This is a genomic window from Kitasatospora sp. NPDC085879 (genome assembly GCF_040686255.1).
GTDB lineage: Bacteria > Actinomycetota > Actinomycetes > Streptomycetales > Streptomycetaceae > Kitasatospora.
In genome coordinates, this window is the sequence record NZ_JBFBJZ010000017.1 from 1 (window position 1) to 17,855 (window position 17,855).

Sequence of the window (17,855 nt, forward strand, 5' to 3'; positions counted from 1 at the left end):
TCCGGGGTGATCATGTTGAATTCCCGGTCGAGAATGGTGGAGTACGTCGAGTCCCCGAGCCTGCCCGCGGCCACCGCCGTACCGAAGTAGCGGCCGCTGCCGGCCGCTGCCGCGCCGAGGACGGTCGGCGTGCCGGCATTCGACGTGAATGCGGCCTGGGCGACCAGCGGTATGGCAGCACCCACGGCGGCGAGCACCACGGCGGCGGCGATCAGGCGGCGGGTCGCCGGACGGCGGCGATGAGAGCGGTTCTGATCTGGCAACGGCTTGTCCCTCTGGCGTAGTGGGCCTTGGTCTTGGCCACGGTTACCTGCCAGTTGCCGCCACGCACACAGAGGTTGCCGTGATCGGGAGAACTTTTTTTGTCGAGTCGGAGATCGGCGCGGCCCTCGTCCCGTCGGGGCGAAGCCGCCCCCGGACCGCGAGGGCGCCCGCGGCGTTCCCGGCCTCGGCGCGATGGGTGTCGTCCTTGGTTTTCCGTCAGACGCGGCGGGACCGCAGGCCGTTTGGCCTGCGGCCCCGCTCAGGGGGTCGGGATCAGGATGGGTCGCCGTACTGGAGGCCGCGTCCGTTGGTGCCGATGTAGACGCGGCCGAAGGTGTCGGGGTCGCCGGTGATGATGCCGAGGCTGCCGATGGCGCCCCACTGGTGGGCGTCGTCGTTGACGCGGAGCCAGGTGGCGCCCTTGTCGGTAGAGCGGAAGACTCCGGTGACGTCCTTGACGGTGCCGATCAGGTACAGGGCCTGGTAGTTGGCGCCGGGTGCGGCCTTGCCGAAGCCGAGGGCCGAGGCGGACTGCACCGAGCCGAGCGGGGTGAAGGTGCGGCCGCCGTCGGTGGAGTGCAGCAGCCCCTTGCCGCCGCCGGAGATCCACAGGTCCCCGGCGGTGCCGGGGACGGCCGTGAGCCGGCCGGAGGGCAGGTTGCCGGTCCGGGCGGTGAAGGTCGCGCCGCCGTCGGTGCTGGCGTAGAGGGTGCCGCCGGACAGGGAGTAGAAGGTGTTGCCGGAGGAGCGGTCGGCGACGACCTCGGCGTCGGTGCCCAGGCCGCTGACCTTCGACCAGCTCGAGCCCTTGTCGGTCGAGCGGTACGGGACCTGACCGTCCTCGGTCCAGACGATGGTGGAGCCGTCCGCCGCAAGCGCGACATGGCCCATCTGGGAGCTGCTGACCGGCTCTGACTTGAAGCCGTTCCAGCTGCTGCCGCCGTCGGTGGAGTAGGCGCCGTCCTGCGCGCCGCCACGGCCGACGCGGACCATCATCGAGGGGTTGGACTGAGCGAAATCGATGTCGGTGCTGCTGCTCATCAGCGGGTTCTTCAGCCGTCCGGCGGGCACCTCGGTCAGGGAGTCGTGGCGGAAGCCGCCCTGGTCGCCCATGGAGGTGATGACGGTGGCGCCGCCGGGAGGGGCGATCGCGTCCGCCAGCGAGGTCTCCTCCAGCCCGCGGGCCCCGGAGGCCCAGTGGCTGGTGCCGCCGCTGTCGGAGGCGTTGGCGTCCTTGCTGCGCCAGATGCCGTTGCCGGTGCCGTACAGCGCGTGCCCGGAGTCGAAGGGATCGATGGCCAGCGCGGTCATCCAGTGCCCGATGACGGTACCGACGTAAGGAGCGCCGGAGGCGTCGCGCTGCGACTTGTCGGCCAGTGCCTTCCAGGTCGTGCCGCCGTCGGTGGTCCGGTAGACCTCGTCCTCGGGCCACCAGCGGTCGAGGGTGGTGACCATCACCGTGGACGGTCTCTGCGGGTCGACGGCCAGACCGGAGAACCCGTAACCGCCCTGGGAGGGGGAGATGTTCTTCCACGCGCCGCCGGACGGCGTGTACTTCCACACCGAGCCCGCCGTCGCGTCCATGGGGCCGATGCTGTTGCTGTAGGACAGGTACAGCGAGCCGTCACCGGAGACCACGCCGTGCTGCGGCATCTGGCCGGTGGGCTGCCCGGAGACGGCCTGCCAGGTGTTGCCGCCGTCGGTGGAGCGGTACAGGGAGGTGGACCTGTCGTTGACGCCGACGTAGATCGTGTTGCTGCTGGCCCGGCCGTACGTCACGAAGGAGATGCCCGCGCCGCTGCTCGCCCCGTCCTTGACGGGGAACGAGGAGACCTGACTCCATGTCGCGCCGTAGTCGGTGCTGCGCCACAGGCCGTTCTTGCGGGTGCCCAGCAGTAGGGTGCCGTGGTTCGCGGGGTCGATCACGAGCCGTTCGCCCGCCCCGCGGCCGGGTTCGTTGCCGCCCAGCTTGAACGGCAGATCGGTGCGCTGGAAGGTGCGGCCCCGGTCGGTGGAGCGCAGGATCGCGCCGTTGCCGGCCCACTCGTTGGTGTAGGTGCCCGTCGCGAGGTAGAGCCGGTTGGGGTCGACGGGGTCGGTGGCCAGCGCATCTATGCCCAGCAGGTTCCAGTCCTTCTCGCCGATCCAGTCGGTCAGCGGTATCCACTGCTCGGCCCCGGTGTCCCAGCGGTACGCGCCGCCCATGTCGGTGCGCGCGTACAACAGGCCCTTCTCCTTCTGGTTGAAGACCAGGCCGGTCACGTAACCGCCGCCCGCCACCGGGGCGTTCTTCCACACGTACGATCCGGACCCGGTCTGCGCGCCGCCGCCGCTCTCCGCCACCTTCACCAGCTTCCACTGCTGGTTGGCGCCGCCCCAGCCGGGCCACTGGATGACCTGCGCGCCCCGGTCCGTGGAGCTTCCGGAGACGTCCAGGACCTGACCGCTCTTGCGGGAGGTGAAGGTGACGGCGTCGGAACCGCGCACATCGTCGATCCGCCACTGCTGGGACGCTGAGGACCTGTCCGTCTGCTGCTCGGCGGCAGCCGCCTGGCTGGTCGAGTCGCCCGCTATGCCCAGCACCTTGCCGCTGTTGCGGTTCACCAGCTCGTAGTAGCCGTCCCCGGTGGACTTCAGTTTCCACTGCTGGTTGGCGGTGTTCTGGTCGGTCCACTGCTGGATCCGGGTGCCGTCGGCGGTAGAGAAGGCGTTGACGTCCACCACCTGGCCGCTGCGTACCGAGACCAGCCTGTAGTAGGCACCGTTGTCGACCGTCGCGGCCTGGGAGTCCTCGGGTGTGAACATGAAGTACGAGACGCCGGCGAGGGGCACACCGAGCGCCAGAGCGGTGGCGCTGAAACGACGGCGGTGACGCCCGCGGCGCCCGCGGGTGGGGTTGCTCATGGGTAGACGCTCTCCTTGCGAACTGTGCACGAGGGGAAGGCGGATCGGGACACCGGAACTGGCCGGATCTACTTCCTTGTGGTCACAGGCTCCGCAAAGGGTTGCCGCGAGCCGGAAACTTCTTCCGGTCACCTCGTGGTGAGGTGGACGTTGATCAGCGTCCAGGGTGACGTCGGCGCCCTCGGCGTCGACGTTCCACACGCGCGTGGCCCAGAAGGGTCGGCGTCCTCACAAGCGGCCCAAGAACACGGCTGAGCAGGCATATCGGATGCGGTGGCGCTGAAGAGCACGGCCGCACACGTCGGCTGAACGGCTCCTGCCGACGCGCCACCGGCGCGGACCAGGCCGTCCAGCCATGCCCGGCGGCGGGTGAGCACGGACGGTTGGCGGTTCACTCGTCGTCCGCTTCTCCGCGCAGATACGCCTGATGTCACGCGCGACCGGCGCCGCACCACCCGAGTGCAGCGCGCCCTTGCCCCGAGACCCGGGCCGGGCGGAGCTCGAAGAGATTCGCCGGCTCTTCGACGGCCAGCTCGTCCACTGTGATGCCCTCGGCTGTGGCCTGCTCACGCAGACAGACCTCAACGCCGTCCGGCACCTGAATGGACATGCGGACACCGCGCGCCTGCGCAGGAGGGCCGGAGCTCGGCGGAGACAATCCGGCCGCCCGGTAGGCCTGTACAGCGAAGCGCCGTCCCGGAAAGCGAAAGTCGCTCGGGACGGCGCTCGTCTGTAGGTCAGTCAGCCAGCGGCAGGTAGACCCGGTTACCCTGGGCCGCGAACTCCTCCGACTTGGCCTTCATGCCCTCGACGGCCTCCGCGTCGTACTCGGGCTCGGGCGCACCGTCGCCGTACTTCTCTGTGATGGTTCGACTGATCTTCATCGAGCAGAACTTCGGGCCGCACATGGAGCAGAAGTGCGCGGTCTTGGCCGGTTCGGCGGGCAGCGTCTCGTCGTGGAAGTCGCGGGCGGTCTCCGGGTCGAGGGCCAGGTTGAACTGGTCCTCCCAGCGGAACTCGAAGCGCGCGTCGGAGAGTGCGTCGTCCCAGGCCTGGGCGCCGGGGTGGCCCTTGGCGAGGTCGGCGGCGTGGGCGGCGATCTTGTAGGTGATGACGCCGGTCTTGACGTCGTCCCGGTTGGGCAGGCCCAGGTGCTCCTTGGGCGTGACGTAGCAGAGCATGGCGGTGCCCCACCAGGCGATCATGGCGGCGCCGATGCCCGAGGTGATGTGGTCGTAGCCGGGTGCGACGTCGGTGGTGAGCGGGCCCAGGGTGTAGAACGGCGCCTCGTCGCAGATCTCCTTCTGGAGATCCATGTTCTCCTTGATCTTGTGCATCGGGACGTGGCCCGGGCCCTCGATCATCACCTGGACGTTGCGCTCGCGGGCGATCCGGCCGAGCTCGCCGAGCGTCTGCAGTTCGGCGAACTGGGCCTCGTCGTTGGCGTCGGCGATGGAGCCGGGCCGCAGGCCGTCGCCGAGCGAGAAGGTGACGTCGTACGTCGCCAGGATGTCGCAGAGCTCTTCGAAGTTGGTGTAGAGGAAGTTCTCCTTGTGGTGCGCCAGGCACCAGGCGGCCATGATCGAGCCGCCACGGGAGACGATGCCGGTCTTGCGGCGGGCGGTCAGCGGCACGTAGCGCAGCAGTACGCCGGCGTGCACGGTCATGTAGTCGACGCCCTGCTCGCACTGCTCGACGATGGTGTCGCGGTAGACGTCCCAGCTGAGGTCCTCGGCCCTGCCGTCGACCTTCTCCAGGGCCTGGTAGAGCGGCACGGTGCCGATCGGCACGGGGGAGTTGCGCAGGATCCACTCGCGGGTGGTGTGGATGTTGCGGCCGGTCGAGAGGTCCATGACGGTGTCGGCGCCCCAGCGGGTCGCCCAGGTCATCTTCTCGACCTCCTCCTCGATCGAGGAGGTGACGGCGGAGTTGCCGATGTTGGCGTTGATCTTCACCAGGAAGTTGGTGCCGATGATCGCCGGCTCGACCTCCGGGTGGTTCACGTTGACCGGGATGACGGCCCGGCCGCGGGCGACCTCGTCACGGACGAACTCCGGCGCCAGGCCCTCGCGGAGGGCGACGAACTCCATCTCGGGGGTGATCACGCCCTGCTTGGCGTAGGCGAGCTGGGTGACGGCGGCGCCGTCGCGGCCGCGCAGCGGGCGGCGCGGGCGGCCGGGGAAGACGGCGTCGAGGTTGCGCAGGTTCCCGCCGCGCGGCGAGGTGTGCTTGATGCCGTCGTCCTCGGGGCGGGCCTCGCGGCCGTCGTACTCCTCGACGTCGCCGCGCTGGCGGATCCAGGCGTCGCGCAGGGCGGGCAGGCCGCGCCGCACGTCCGGTTCGTAGGAGGAGTCGGTGTACGGGCCGGAGGTGTCGTACAGCGGGACGGTGCGGCCGTTGGTGAGGAGGACCTCGCGGTACGGGACGCGGAGGTCGGGGCGGCTGCCCTCGCGGTGGGCCTTGCGCCAGGCCGGGGTGGGGTAGCCGGTGGACGCGCTGCTGACGCCCCGGCCGGAGGCAGACTGCGGCTGTGCTTCAAAGGTGGTCATCAGACCCTCTACTCCCTACGCCGGCATTACCCGGTCAGGTTCCTGCGGTCGGCGCAGCGGTCGGTCCGTGTACCGCGGACCTTTCAGCGCCCTCTCAGCCCGGTGCTCCGAGCTCCCGTTGGTCGCAGGCGGATGCCTGCAACAAGACGTCAACACCGTAGCGGCCACATCGGGGCAGGTCCAGACGGGTTCCGGCCAGTGGACGGGCGCGGCAGACTGGCGGGCATGGTGGGCAACACAGGGCGGGTGACCGGCCGGACGGGGCCGGGGCTGGTGGGCGAGGTGATGGTGTTCGTCCCCGAACGGCGGGGGACGGAGGCCTTCCTGGCGTACCCGGCGGTGCCGGGCGAGGAGCTGGCGGTGGGCACTCCGGTGGTGGTCGTGGAGTACCAGCCGCCGCGCACGGTGTACGTGGCGGCGGTCCTTTGACGCAATCTTGACGCGTTCCTGGGCGAATTGTGGGCGCCGGGCCCTTCCGTGGCGATCTCGGCAGGCGCAGAATCTCCTGCTGCCGCCGGCTTCCGCGCCTTCCTGCACATCAGAGCGCAGCCACGGGACGCCGGCGTGCGCCGAAGGGGGAATCAGCCGATGCTCATCGGCATCGCGGGGGCCGTCGTGGCCTCCATCGTCGTCCTTGTCGTGCTCTTCAGGCTCATGTGGCGGGTCGCCGAGCCGAACGAGGCACTGATCATCTCCGGTTCCCGGCACCGCTCGGAGGGTGTCGCGGACGGACTCGGATTCCGGATCGTCACCGGGCGCGGCACGTTGGTGCTGCCCGGTGTGCAGGTGGTGCGCCGGCTCTCGCTGGACCTCAACGAGGCCGAGCTGGACGTCGAGTGTGTGACGTCGCAGGGCATCCCGGTGCACGTCAAGGGTGTGGTGATCTTCAAGGTGGGCGACGATCCGGTGTCGATCGCCAATGCCGCGCGCCGCTTCCTCGACCAGCAGAAGATGATGGGCCACCGGGTCCACAACGTCTTCGCCGGCCATCTGCGGTCCATCGTCGGCGGGTTGACGGTCGAGGACATGATCCGCGACCGCGAGCGGATGACCGGGGAGACCCGGGCGGCGTCCGGCAGCGAGATGGAGAAGCTGGGCCTGATCATCGACTCGCTGCAGATCCAGGAGATCCTCGACCCGACCGGCTACATCAAGAACCTCGCCGCCCCGCACGCCGCCGCTGTGCAGCGGGACGCCCGGATCGCCGCCGCCGAGGCGGACCGCCGGGCCACCGAGGCCGAGCAGGAGGCGTTCGCCCGCAAGTCCGAGGCCACTCGCAACTCCGGTATCCAGCAGGCCGGTTACCAGGCCGAGCTGGAGACGGCGCAGGCCCGGGCGCTGCAGGCAGGTCCGCTGGCGCAGGCCGCGGCCCGGCAGGAGGTCGTCGTCCAGGAGACCAAGGTCGCCGAGTTGGAGGCGCACCGCAAGGAGCAGCAGCTGCAGGCGGACGTCCGCAAGCCGGCCGACGCCCGGGCGTACGAGACCCGGACGAAGGCGCAGGCCGACCGTGACGCCCGGATCTCGGCGGCGGAGGCGCTGGCCCGGGAGACCGAGCTGAAGGCCGCGGCCGAGGCGAACCGGGTGAAGATCGCCGCCACCGCGGAGGCGGAGGCCACCAAGGCCCGCGGTCTGGCTTCGGCCGAGGCCACCCGGGCGACCGGCCAGGCCGAGGCGGCGGCCGCGGAGGCGAAGGGCCTGGCGACGGCCGAGGCGGCCCGGGCCCTCGGTCTGGCCGAGGCGGAGGCGATCAAGGCGCGGGCGGCGGCCCTGGCGGAGAACCAGGAGGCGGTCGTCGCCCAGCAGTTGGCGGAGAACTGGCCGGAGATCGTCCGGGCCGGTGCGGAGGCCTTCGGCAATGTGGAGCACATGGTGCTGCTGAACGGCGCCGAGGGCATGGGCGAGATGATGGCCAAGGCGCTGACCATGGGCGGGACGGGGCTGGGCCTGGCCCGGCAGTTGCTCTCCGCGATGGGCCAGCAGCAGCGTCCGGCCGAGCCGGTGGCCGCCGCCGAGCGTGCGGTGAGCCGGGCGATCCCCGTCCAGGAGGGCGCGGAGTCCTGAGCACGGCGGCAGCCCGCCCGGCCGCGGTGTGCGGCGGGGCGGGCTGCTGCGCGGGCGGAGCCGGTCAGGGCCGGTCAGGTCGGTAGGCCTCGGCGAGGGCGGTGAAGACGGCCTTCGGCCGGCGGGTGCCGTTCTCCAGGGCCACCACCCCGTAGGAGCCGAGGTCGAGGTCGTGGGCCGGGTCCTCGGGGCGGTGCGGGGCGCGGTAGCCGGCCCAGGTGAACCAGAAGGCGGCGTCCACGCCCTCCTCCTCGAACACCGGCAGCAGCTCCCGCAGGTGGCGGGCCTGTTCCTGCTTGTCGCGGACGAGCCCGGGGCGCACCGCGGGCGGTTCCACGGAGCGGTCGATGACGTCCCAGCCGAGGCCGCCGCGGTCGGCGGCGCCGGCGTAGGTGCAGCAGCCGAACTCGGTGACGGCGACGGGCTTGCCGTGGGCGAAGTGGGCGCGCAGCTCGTCCCGGTAGCGGGCGGCGTTGTGGGCGTCCCGGTAGGCGTCGACGGCGACCAGGTCGAAGGGTGTCCAGTCGATCCGCTCCCAGACGCCGGAGGCGTAGGTGATCCGGCCGCCGAACTCGGCGCGGCAGGCGGCGGCGGTGTCGGCGAGGAAGGCGTTGAGCCGGGCGAGCACGGCGGGCATGGTCTGCCAGGTCTCGGGGCGGAAGAGGGCGGCCATCCGGTCGCCGAGGCCGGCGCCGGGCAGCAGGCCGTCGGCGAAGAGGGTGAGTTCGCAGCCGAGCACCAGGACGACCTCGGCGCCGGCCGCCCGGAGCTGCTCGGCGCGGCGGGCGCTGTCCAGCAGGACGGGCCGCATGGCCTGCTCGTCCAGGCCGCAGGGAAAGGGCGCGAACCAGATCTCCAGGCCGTGCTCGGCGGCGTACTCGGCGGCGAGGGCGATCCGCTGCGGGTCGTCGCCGGTGATCCGGACGGCCGTGCAGTGCAGTTCCTCGGCGATGGTGCGCAGTTCGGCGCGGGCCTCGGCCGGGTCGAAGTGCGGCCGGGAGGACCCTCCCGCGGGGGTGAAGCCGGTGTCGTAGTTGATGCCCTTGGCGCGCATGGCGGTCGTTCCCCCGGGTGTGCGGTGCGGCGGTCGGTGGTCGGTGCGGCCGGGGTCACTCGGCGTCGGCGACGACCTGGTGGGCGATCCGCTCGGCGAAGACGTTGCCGGCGAGGATGCCGACGCCGATCGCGGCGACCAGGAAGACGGTGCCGAGCCAGGCCATGGTCTCGACCGGCACGGTGTAGGCGCCGACGACCCGGGCGATGCACTCGGCGACCAGGGCGGTGCCCCAGACGAGCGAGAAGTTGCGCTCCTGGCGGCGGAAGGCGGCCGAGCCGTCGGCCAGCCGGTCCCAGGCGGCGGCCCGGGCGGCGATGCCCTTGACGATGAAGGGCTTGAGGCCGGCGGTCATCAGCGGGCGGCGGCCGAAGGCCGAGACGATGATCGAGATGCCGATGACGCTGCTGATCGCGCCGTCCTTGGCGAGCATCAGCCGCGGGTCGCCGCTGAGGGCGGAGAGCGCGATGCCGGCGGTGTTGACCACCAGCATGAGCAGGGCGAGCGCGTTGAGGGTGCGCTCGCGGAGCAGTCCGACGGCGGTCCGGACGGCCGGGACGGCGCTGGAGAGGGCCAGCGAGGCGACCAGGCCGAGGCCGAGCGCGCTGTGGGCGGCGAAGTAGACGCCGAGCGGGACGGCGACGTCGACCGCGAGCGGCTTCAGCGCGTCGAGCTTCGTCGCGGCGGCCTCGCTCCGGCCGTTCCGGCCGGTCTGCCCGCTCTGCCCGGTCTGCTCGTCGATCGCCGCGGTGGTGGTGATGGTGGCCATGGTGTCCGCTCCCCTGTCGGTGGTGCCCGGTCTTCCCGATGCATCGAGAATCCCGCGGACGGGGGTTCGCCCGGCAGTGTCGGCCGCACCGGGATCCGCATGACGGATGTCACGGCCGGATCCCAGCAGGGAGGTTGGGGGTGATCGCCGGTCAGGCCTGAGTACGGGTACTCAGGCCGCGGGTGCCCGGGCACCGGGAGCATGGCGGGCATGGACCTTCGATTTCCGAGCGTGGGCATCACCGCGGTGGGCGCCGGCCTGCCGGCCCGGGTGCTGACGTCGCAACAGCTCCAGGACGAGGTGGTGGCCGGCAGCGGACTCCGGCTCCCCGACCGGATGTTCGAGAAGGCCACCGGCATCGTCACCCGGCGGTTCGCCGCCGACGACGAGTACGCCTCCACCCTGGCCCTGGCCGCCGCCCGGAACGCCCTCGACCGTGCCGGCCACCACCCGCTCGACATCGACCTGTTGGTGTACGCCTCCGCCACCCGGGACGTCTGCGAGCCCGCCACCGCCCACCTGGTGCAGGCCGAACTCGGATCCCGCGCACACGCCTTCGACGTCTCCAACGCCTGCAACAGCTTCCTCAACGGCATCGACGTGGCCCGCGCGATGATCCTCGCCGGGCGGGCCCGCCGCGCCCTGGTGGTCACCGGCGAGACGCCGAGCCGGGCGATGCGCCGCGACCCGTCCGGCCTCGCCGACTTCCGGGACGGCTTCGCCGGCTACACGTTCGGCGACGCCGGCGCGGCCGTGGTCGTCGAACCGGTCGAGCGCGGCGGCATCCTGGACGTGGAGACGGAGACCGCCTCCGAGCACTGGGCGGTCGGCGGCATACCCGGCGGCGGCTCGCGACACCCGCGCGGTGACGAGTACAGCTACTTCCGCGGCGGGGGCAAGGAGTTGCGCGGGGTCTTCGAGAAGATCGGCGGCGACATCCTGACCCGGGTGGCGGCCCGAACCGGCCTCGGCTGGGACGCCTACGCCCGGGTACTGGTCCACCAGGTGACCGTGCCCTACCTGGAGCGCTTCGTGGAACTGACCGGGGTGCCGGCCGAGAAGCTGGTGCTGACCGTGCCCGAGCTCGGCAATGTCGCCAGCGCCACCCTCGGCGTCCAACTCGACCGGATCCACGGCGGACTGGCCTCCGGCGACAAGGTGCTGATGGTCGGGCTCGGCGGCGGCGTCAGCCTGATGACGATGGTCTGGGAGGTGCCGTGACCGCGCTCTGGGTGGTCGTCCCCTCTTACCGCGAGGAGGCCAGGATCGGCGGCACCCTGCGCGCCCTGGCCGCGCAGCGGGACACCGACTTCACGCTGCTGGTGGTGGACAACGCCTCCGACGACCGGACGGTCGCGGTGGTCGAGGAGTTCGCCGCCGGGGCGCCGTTCCCGGTGCACGTCCTGGTGGAGCCGGAGAAGGGCGTCGGCTGCGCCGTCGACACCGGGTTCCGGCACGCCATCGCGCAGGGTGCCGAGCTGCTCGCCCGCACCGACGCCGACTGCCTGCCCGAACCCGGCTGGACGGCCGCCGCCCGCGCCGGGATGCTCGCCTCCCGCGGACTGGTCTGCGGCCACATCACCGCCCGCCGCGACGAGCACGGCCCGGTCGGCCGCCGGGTCTTCCGCGCCCTGGTGGTGACCGGCGCCTTCTTCGGCCGGATCCGCCCCGCACACCACCGCCGGCACGGCTACCTGGTGCCGTACCGGATGCACGCCGGCAACAACATGGCGGTCACCGCGGCGCTGTACGAGGCGGTCGGCGGCATGCCGCGCCGGCCCTCGCCCACCGACCGCACCTTCATCAACCGGGTCCGCCGGCACACCGGCGCGATCGTGCAGCGCCGCGACATGGTGGTGCAGAACTCCACCCGCCGGATCCGCGCCTACGGCGTCCTCGGCACCGCCCGCTGGTACCTGGAGCGGGGCAGCGGCGGCCGTTCCGTCGACCCTCGATGAAGGAGCCGGACGTGCTCGACCACCTCACCCGGGTACTGCGCGAGGGCGCCGACCGCCCGGCCGTCCTCGGCTGCACCCGCAGCGGCGCCGTCCGGGTGCGGGCCCGCTGCGGCGAGATCGCCGACCTCGCCGACCGGTACACCGCCGCGCTGCACCACGGCCACGGGCTGGCCGCCGGGGACACCCTCGGCGTCGCCGTCCGCCCGGGCCCGCGCGCCCTCGCGCTGATGCTCGCCGCCCACCGGCTCGGCCTGCGCGCCGCCGTCCTCGACCCCACCGCCGGCCCGGACGTACTGCTCGCCCGCCTCGAACTGGCCCGCCCGGCCCTGGTCGTCGCCGACGCCGCCGCGCAGGCCGTGGCCGGCTGGGCCCGCGGCCTCGCCCGCCGCGCCTCGCTGGAACTGCCCAGGCTCGACGCCCTCGGACCGGTCGCGACCGTCGGCCCGCGGCGCCCCGGCTGCGCGCCCGCCCTGCGCACCCCCGGCGGCCGCCCGCCCGCGCCGTACGACGGGGACGGCGACGCGGTGATCGTCTTCACCTCCGGCACCACCTCGGCCCCGCGCGCCGTGGTGCACACCCGGGCCTCGGTCGCCGCCGGGATGCGCGCCGTCACCTCACTCGTCCGCCCGCAGGCCGGGCAGGCCGTGCTCGGCGGCACCTTCTTCGTCCTGGTGCCCTCGCTGGCGGCCGGTGCCACCGTCGCCCTGCCCGCCCGCTCGCCCAAGGTGCTCGGCCGGCAGGTCCGCCGCCTCGCGCCCGCCGAGACCTATCTGACACCGCCCCAGCTGCGCGGCCTCGACCACCTCACCGGCCGGGTCTGGACGGGCTCCGCGCCCGCCTCCGCCGAGCTGCTGCGCCGCGCCAAGCAGGCCGGCGCGACCGAGGCCTGGGGCGTGTACGCGCTCACCGAGCTCTTCCCGGCCGCGGCCGTGGAGGAGACCGAGAAGTCCGCCTTCGACGGCGACGGCGACCTGCTCGGCCACCCGCTGCCCGGTGTCCGCACCCGGCTGGCCGACGGCGGCGAACTGCTCCTCGCGGGGGACGCCGCCCGCGACCGCTACCTCGGCGAACGCCCGGACGCGTGGGTGCGCACCGGCGACCGGGCCGGGCTCGACGCCGACGGCCGGATCGTCCTCGCCGGCCGCTGCAAGGACATGGTGCTGCGCCGCGCCGAGAACATCTACCCGGGCCTGTACGAGCCCGCGCTGCACCTGCCCGGCGTCGAACTCGCCCTGCTGGTGGGCGTCCCCGCCGGGGACGGCGACGAGCGGCTGGTCGCCCTCGTCCAGCCGCGCCGCGGCGCCGACCCGCGGCGGCTGCGCGCCGACCTGGAGCGGCCGCTCGCCCGGATGGGCAGCGCCCGCCCGGACGCCGTCCTGCTCGGCGAGGTGCCGCTGGCCGGCCGCTCCCGCAAGCCCGACCGGGCCGCCGCGGCCCGGTTCTGCGCCCGCGAGCTGGCCCGATGAGCCCTGCGGCACCGGTCCTGGCGCGCACCCACCGCACCGCCCGGCGACTGGACCGGCAGGTCTACCTGGCCTCGCACCCGGTGCTGTTCGCGCTGCTCGCCGCCACCCGCCGCCGCCCGGTGCTCCGCCTCGGCCGCACCGTGCTGGTGCACGGCCCGGAGGCGTACCGCGAGGTGCTCACCCGGGTACCGCTGGACCGCACCGCGGAGGGCACCACCGGCGGCGCGGCCGCCCGGCGCACCGACGGCGGGCTGCTCTTCGACCAGGACGGCGGCGAGCACCGCGCCGCCCGCCGCGACCTCACCGAGCTGCTCGGCACCCGGGGCACCGAGCGGCTCCGCCCGGTCTGGCAGGCGGTACTCGACCGCCGGCTCGCCGAACTCCACGGCACCGTCGACCTGGTGGACGTCGTCCGGGAGCTCGCCGGGGCGACCGCGGCCGCCGTCACCGGCTCCGCCGCCGAGCCGCTGCGGCTCGCCCTGGCCTGCGCCGAGGCGGCGGCCGAGGCCGCCCGGGAGCACCTGCCGGGCCTGCCCCGGCGCACCTCCACCACCGCCGCCGAGCACCTCAACTCCCTGCTGCCGCACGGCCGGGACGCCATGCTCGCGGTCGCCGCGGTCAACACCACGATCGCCGCGCTGCCCAGGGCCGCCGCCTGGTGCGCCCGGGCCGGCCTCTGGGACGAGGTCTCGCCCGAACTCGCCGTCGAACTGCTCCGGTTGACCGCCCCGTCGCCGCTCCTGCCCCGGGTCGCCGCGGCCGACGGGACGGCGGCCGGCTGCCCGATCGGCCGCGGCGACCGGCTGGTGCTGGTCGCCCGGCACGCCGCCGGCGCCCACCGCACCGGGCCGGCCGACGCGCAGGCCGCCCAGGCGGTGTTCGGCGCCGGCCCGCACGCCTGCCCCGGTGCCCGGCTGGCGAGGGCCCAACTCACCGACTTCCTGGCCGCCCTGGCCCCGCACCGGCCGGTCGTCGTCCGGGCCGCGGTCGACCGCCGAGCGGCCCTGCCCGGCTACTCCTCCCTGCTCGTACGGAAGGGCTGACCCGTGCTCCGTGTCGCGATCACCGGTGCGAGCGGCTTCTGCGGCTCGCACCTCGCCCGGACCGCCGCCGCGGCCGGGGCCGAGGTGCGCTGCCTGGGCCGCCGCCCGGGCCCGGTCGGCCGCCATGTCCGCTGGGACGCCGCCGCCGAGACCCCTGACCTGCGCGGCGCCGACCTGGTGGTGCACTGCGCCGCCGCGGTCGGCGACCACCCGCCGGGCTCGCCCGCGGAGGCCGAGCAGCACGCCGTCAACGTGGACGGCACCGCCCGGCTGCTGGAGGCCGCGGCCGGCCGGCCCGTGGTGTTCGTCTCCAGTGCCAGCGTCTACGACCCGCGTACCGACCGCAGCCTGGTCCGCGAGGACCACCCCACCGCCGGCGGCCACCGCAACGCCTACGGCCGCACCAAGGCCGCGGCCGACCGGCTCGCCCTGGCCTCCGGCGCCGTCGCGCTGCGGCCGCGCGCCGTGTACGGGCCCGGCGACCCGCATCTGATGCCCCGCCTGCTGGAGCGGGTCCGCCGCGGCCTCCTGCTGCTGCCCGGCCGGGACGTGCCGCTCAGCCTGACGGCCGTACAGAACCTGGCCGACGCCTGCCTGGCCGCCGCCACGTGGCAGCCGGGCGCGTACAACATCGCCGATGCGGCGCCGTACCGGCGCGACGCGGCGGTCCGGACGGTGCTCGCGGTGCACGGGGTCCGCGTTCGGATCGGCCATGTGCCGGTGGCCGCCACCGAGTTCGCGGCCCGCCGCGGCCTGCTGCCCGGCCTCACCCCGTACGCCGTCGACCAGTTGGCCCGGCCGGTCGTCCTGGACACCGCGAAGGCATTCGGTCAGGGCTACCGGCCACGCTGGGAGTTGGCCTCCGCACTGTCCGCCACAGATGATCACGGTCTCGCAACATCTGCGGAGATCACGTGACACTTCGCATGCCACCCGCCAGAATCCCCCTGCCCGTGCGTGAGCGGACCACCGCCCGCGGGCCGAAAACTCTTCTGGGGGACGAGAAACCAGCATGCGCATCCACCGTACGACCGCCCTGACCGTCGCCTGCATCACCGGCGTCCTCGGTCTGGCCGCCCCGGCCCACGCCGAGACGGCCGCCACGCTCTACGTCGACAACAGCACCGGCGTGCCCTGCTCGGACTCCGGCGAGGGCACCCAGGCACAGCCGTTCTGCTCGATCACCGCCGCGGCGGCGGCAGCCGTCGCCGGCCAGACGGTGGAGATCGCCCCCGGCCTGGGCTACACCGGACAGGTCGCGCTCACTCACTCCGGCGAACCCGGCAAGCCGATCGTCCTCCAGGGCAGCTCGACGAGCTCTGCCGTCCGGATCGACGCCGGGGCGTCCCCGGCGTTCGTGGTCGACGGGCTGCACGACGTCGAACTGCGCGGCCTCCAGGCCTACGGCGGTGTGTCGGTCACGAACTCGGACCGGATCACCCTCGACCGGCTGACGGCCGTCGCCCAGGGCACGACCTCCGGGGTCCGGATCGCCGGCGGCGGCCACGACATCACGCTCAGCCGGTCCGACGTCCGGGCCGCGCGCGGCACCGTCGCGGTCGTGATCGAGGGCGCGACCGGCACCCTCGTCAGCCGTGTGTCCACCAACGGCCTCGGACACAGCACGATGATCACCGTGACGGACGCGCCGAACACCAGCGTCCTCAACAACACCGGTATCGAGGGGTGCGGCTCCGGCGTGGTGCTGGGCGGCAGCTCGACGGGCGCCACCGTGGTCAACAACATCTTCACCAGCACGCCATCGGCGGTCTGCACCGCGGCGAACAAGGGGCCGCTGGTGTCCGTGGCCGCCACGGCTGCCGAGGGCACCCGCGTGGGGTACAACAACCTGCGGTCCCGATCGGGTGCCGCGCTCTACTCATGGGCGGGCACCGAGTACAACGACCCCAACGCGTTCCACGCCGCCACCGGCCAGGGCGAGAAGGACCTCGTGATCCCGGGGAGCCAGTTCCCGACCGGCGACCTCTCGCTCGCGATCGACTCCGCCGACGCCACGGTTCCCCGTGTTCAGGAGACGGGTGCCTCCGGCCTGGCCCCAGCCGACGATCCGCGGATCCCCAACACCGGCACCGGCTACGGATACCTGGACCGCGGCGCCCGCGAGGAGCAGGACAGCCTCACGGGGGTCGCCCTCACCGTCGACCAGACCTGGGCACCGTACGGCACCACCGTGACCGCCACCGCCAAGGCCACCCACACCTGGCCGGCAGCCCTCACCTACACCTTCGACTTCGGCGACGGCAGCCAGGTGACCACGAAGGAGACGACGGCCACCCACGTCTACAGCTCGCCCTGCTCCTGCAAGGCGAAGGTCACGGCCGTGACCGCGACCGAAGTGTCGAAGACCAGCAACCAGGTGGACGTCAAGGTCACCACCCCCGGCCCGATCGTGCCGCCGCTGTCGGCCACCCCGGCCCTCCCGCTCGGCAACGACCCGATCAGCCACATCCCGCCGCTCTCAGTCGCGGTCGACGCACCGGCCCCCGACTCGGCGTGGCCGATCGCCTCCTACTCCTACTCCTACGGCGACGGTTCCCCGACCGAGCCCTCCTCCTGGTCGAACGGGCGGCACACCTACGCCAAGCCCGGCGACTACCGGATCACCGTGACCGTCCGGGACATCAAGGGCAACGTCGGCACCGCCTCCACCACGTTCCGGGCCGAGTACGCGAAGGCGACCTACACGCCGGTGTCGCCGTTCCGGGTGATCGACACCCGGTCGTCTCCGTCCATCCTCCCGAGCGGCGGCTCGCTGACGCTGGACGTCTCCAACGGCTATCCGGGTGGCGACAAGCCGGTCACCTCGGGCAGTCCGGAGGCGGTCGTACTGAACGTCACCGCAACCAACGCCGCGGCCGACACCTACTTCACGCTGTACCCCAGCGGCCAGGAACGCCCGAACGCGTCCCACCTGAACGTGAAGGCCGGTCAGACCGTCGCCAACCTGGTCACCGTCCCCGTCGGCAAGGACGGCATGGTCGAACTCTTCAACTTCTCCGGACGGGCCGACGTCATCGTCGACTTCGTCGGCTACTACCAGCCCAACGCCGGCCAGGGCTTCACCGCCACCGGCCCGGCCCGTCTCTCCGACACCTCGATGGCCGGTGGCGCCACCAGCACGCTGAAGGTCGCGGGCACGGCCGGCGTCCCCGCCGACGCCACCGCCGTCGTGGTGAACCTCACCGTCGACAAGCCCACCGCCAACGGCTACCTCACCGCGTACCCGCACGGCACCGACCGGCCGACCGTCTCCAACCTCAACTTCCGCCCCGGGCAGACGATCGCCAACCAGGCCATCGTCCCCGTCGGCGCCGACGGCACCATCGACCTCTACAACTTCACCGGCACCACCCGCGTGGTCGTCGACGTCTTCGGCTACTACAGCCCCGGCAGCAAGGGCCTGTTCACCCCCACGGTCCCGGTCCGCCTGGCCGACACCCGCAGCGACAACACCAAGCAGCCGCTCGGCCCCGGCGCCCAGCTCAACCTGCCGGTCGCCGGCACCCACGGCGTCCCGGCGAACGCCACCGCGGCGGTCCTGAACGTCACCGCGACGCAGCCCAGCAACCCGGGCTACCTCACCGTCTGGCCCGACCTCACCGCACGCCCGGGCACCTCCAACCTCAACCTCGCCCCCGGCGTCACCACCCCCAACCACGTCACCACCCCGCTCGGCACCAACGGCCGCGCGAACATCTACAACTTCAGCGGCACCACCCACGTCATCGCCGACCTCGCCGGCTGGTTCACCGAGAACTAGCCGGTC

The 17,855-nt window shown here is 73.0% G+C and carries 13 protein-coding genes, 1 pseudogene and 1 riboswitch; of the genes and pseudogenes, 8 read left to right on the plus strand and 6 right to left on the minus strand.

Annotation, left to right across the window (positions count from 1 at the left end; translation table 11 throughout):
* The 4 genes and pseudogenes from AB0P35_RS15360 to thiC all read right to left on the minus strand — a co-directional run.
* Window positions 1-185, minus strand: a pseudogene (locus AB0P35_RS15360) (1,4-beta-xylanase); the annotation flags it as partial.
* A 352-nt stretch (window positions 186-537) separates the two neighbouring features.
* Window positions 538-3,168, minus strand: a complete 2,631-nt coding sequence (locus AB0P35_RS15365) for an RICIN domain-containing protein (protein WP_363510847.1) — start codon at window positions 3,166-3,168, stop codon at window positions 538-540.
* A 430-nt stretch (window positions 3,169-3,598) separates the two neighbouring features.
* Window positions 3,599-3,778 (minus strand): hypothetical protein, encoded by a 180-nt coding sequence (locus AB0P35_RS15370; protein ID WP_363510850.1) that lies wholly within the window; start codon window positions 3,776-3,778, stop codon window positions 3,599-3,601.
* Window positions 3,779-3,905: 127 nt separating this feature from the next.
* On the minus strand, window positions 3,906-5,717 hold the full coding sequence (thiC, locus tag AB0P35_RS15375; protein WP_363510853.1) for a phosphomethylpyrimidine synthase ThiC: 1,812 nt from the start codon (window positions 5,715-5,717) through the stop codon (window positions 3,906-3,908).
* Window positions 5,713-5,844, minus strand: a riboswitch (TPP riboswitch). Its footprint overlaps the gene before it by 5 nt.
* 98 nt (window positions 5,845-5,942) lie before the next feature.
* Between thiC and AB0P35_RS15380 the strand changes: the two genes are divergently transcribed.
* Both AB0P35_RS15380 and AB0P35_RS15385 read left to right on the plus strand, forming a co-directional pair.
* On the plus strand, window positions 5,943-6,146 hold the full coding sequence (locus AB0P35_RS15380) for a hypothetical protein (protein WP_363510856.1): 204 nt from the start codon (window positions 5,943-5,945) through the stop codon (window positions 6,144-6,146).
* Window positions 6,147-6,305: 159 nt separating this feature from the next.
* A complete protein-coding gene (locus AB0P35_RS15385) occupies window positions 6,306-7,778 on the plus strand; it encodes a flotillin family protein (RefSeq protein WP_095873788.1) in 1,473 nt (490 codons plus the stop codon).
* A 64-nt stretch (window positions 7,779-7,842) separates the two neighbouring features.
* Here the strand turns inward: AB0P35_RS15385 and AB0P35_RS15390 are convergent, their stop codons facing one another.
* The gene (locus AB0P35_RS15390) at window positions 7,843-8,832 is read right to left on the minus strand and encodes a hypothetical protein (RefSeq protein WP_363510859.1); all 990 of its coding nucleotides are present in this window, start codon (window positions 8,830-8,832) and stop codon (window positions 7,843-7,845) included.
* Window positions 8,833-8,887: 55 nt separating this feature from the next.
* Window positions 8,888-9,601 carry a VC0807 family protein gene (locus AB0P35_RS15395; RefSeq protein WP_363510862.1) on the minus strand — a complete coding sequence of 238 codons (714 nt, stop codon included), beginning with the start codon at window positions 9,599-9,601 and terminating at the stop codon, window positions 8,888-8,890.
* A gap of 210 nt (window positions 9,602-9,811) precedes the next feature.
* On the opposite strand from AB0P35_RS15395, the gene AB0P35_RS15400 reads away from it, so the two are divergent.
* The 6 genes from AB0P35_RS15400 to AB0P35_RS15425 all read left to right on the plus strand — a co-directional run bounded on the left by AB0P35_RS15400 (window position 9,812) and on the right by AB0P35_RS15425 (window position 17,849).
* Complete coding sequence (locus tag AB0P35_RS15400; RefSeq protein ID WP_363510865.1) at window positions 9,812-10,822, plus strand: ketoacyl-ACP synthase III; 1,011 nt, start codon at window positions 9,812-9,814, stop codon at window positions 10,820-10,822.
* Window positions 10,819-11,559: a glycosyltransferase family A protein gene (locus AB0P35_RS15405; protein WP_363510868.1), complete on the plus strand. Its 741-nt coding sequence runs from the start codon at window positions 10,819-10,821 to the stop codon at window positions 11,557-11,559. The genes AB0P35_RS15400 and AB0P35_RS15405 overlap by 4 nt, the downstream gene beginning before the upstream one ends.
* Window positions 11,560-11,570: 11 nt before the next feature.
* Window positions 11,571-13,025 carry a class I adenylate-forming enzyme family protein gene (locus tag AB0P35_RS15410; RefSeq protein WP_363510871.1) on the plus strand — a complete coding sequence of 485 codons (1,455 nt, stop codon included), beginning with the start codon at window positions 11,571-11,573 and terminating at the stop codon, window positions 13,023-13,025.
* The gene (locus AB0P35_RS15415; protein WP_363510874.1) at window positions 13,022-14,068 is read left to right on the plus strand and encodes a cytochrome P450; all 1,047 of its coding nucleotides are present in this window, start codon (window positions 13,022-13,024) and stop codon (window positions 14,066-14,068) included. The genes AB0P35_RS15410 and AB0P35_RS15415 overlap by 4 nt, the downstream gene beginning before the upstream one ends.
* 3 nt (window positions 14,069-14,071) lie before the next feature.
* The gene (locus tag AB0P35_RS15420) at window positions 14,072-14,986 is read left to right on the plus strand and encodes an NAD(P)-dependent oxidoreductase (protein WP_363510877.1); all 915 of its coding nucleotides are present in this window, start codon (window positions 14,072-14,074) and stop codon (window positions 14,984-14,986) included.
* 94 nt (window positions 14,987-15,080) lie between these two features.
* Window positions 15,081-17,849: a PKD domain-containing protein gene (locus tag AB0P35_RS15425; RefSeq protein WP_363510880.1), complete on the plus strand. Its 2,769-nt coding sequence runs from the start codon at window positions 15,081-15,083 to the stop codon at window positions 17,847-17,849.
* Window positions 17,850-17,855: the final 6 nt, after the last annotated feature.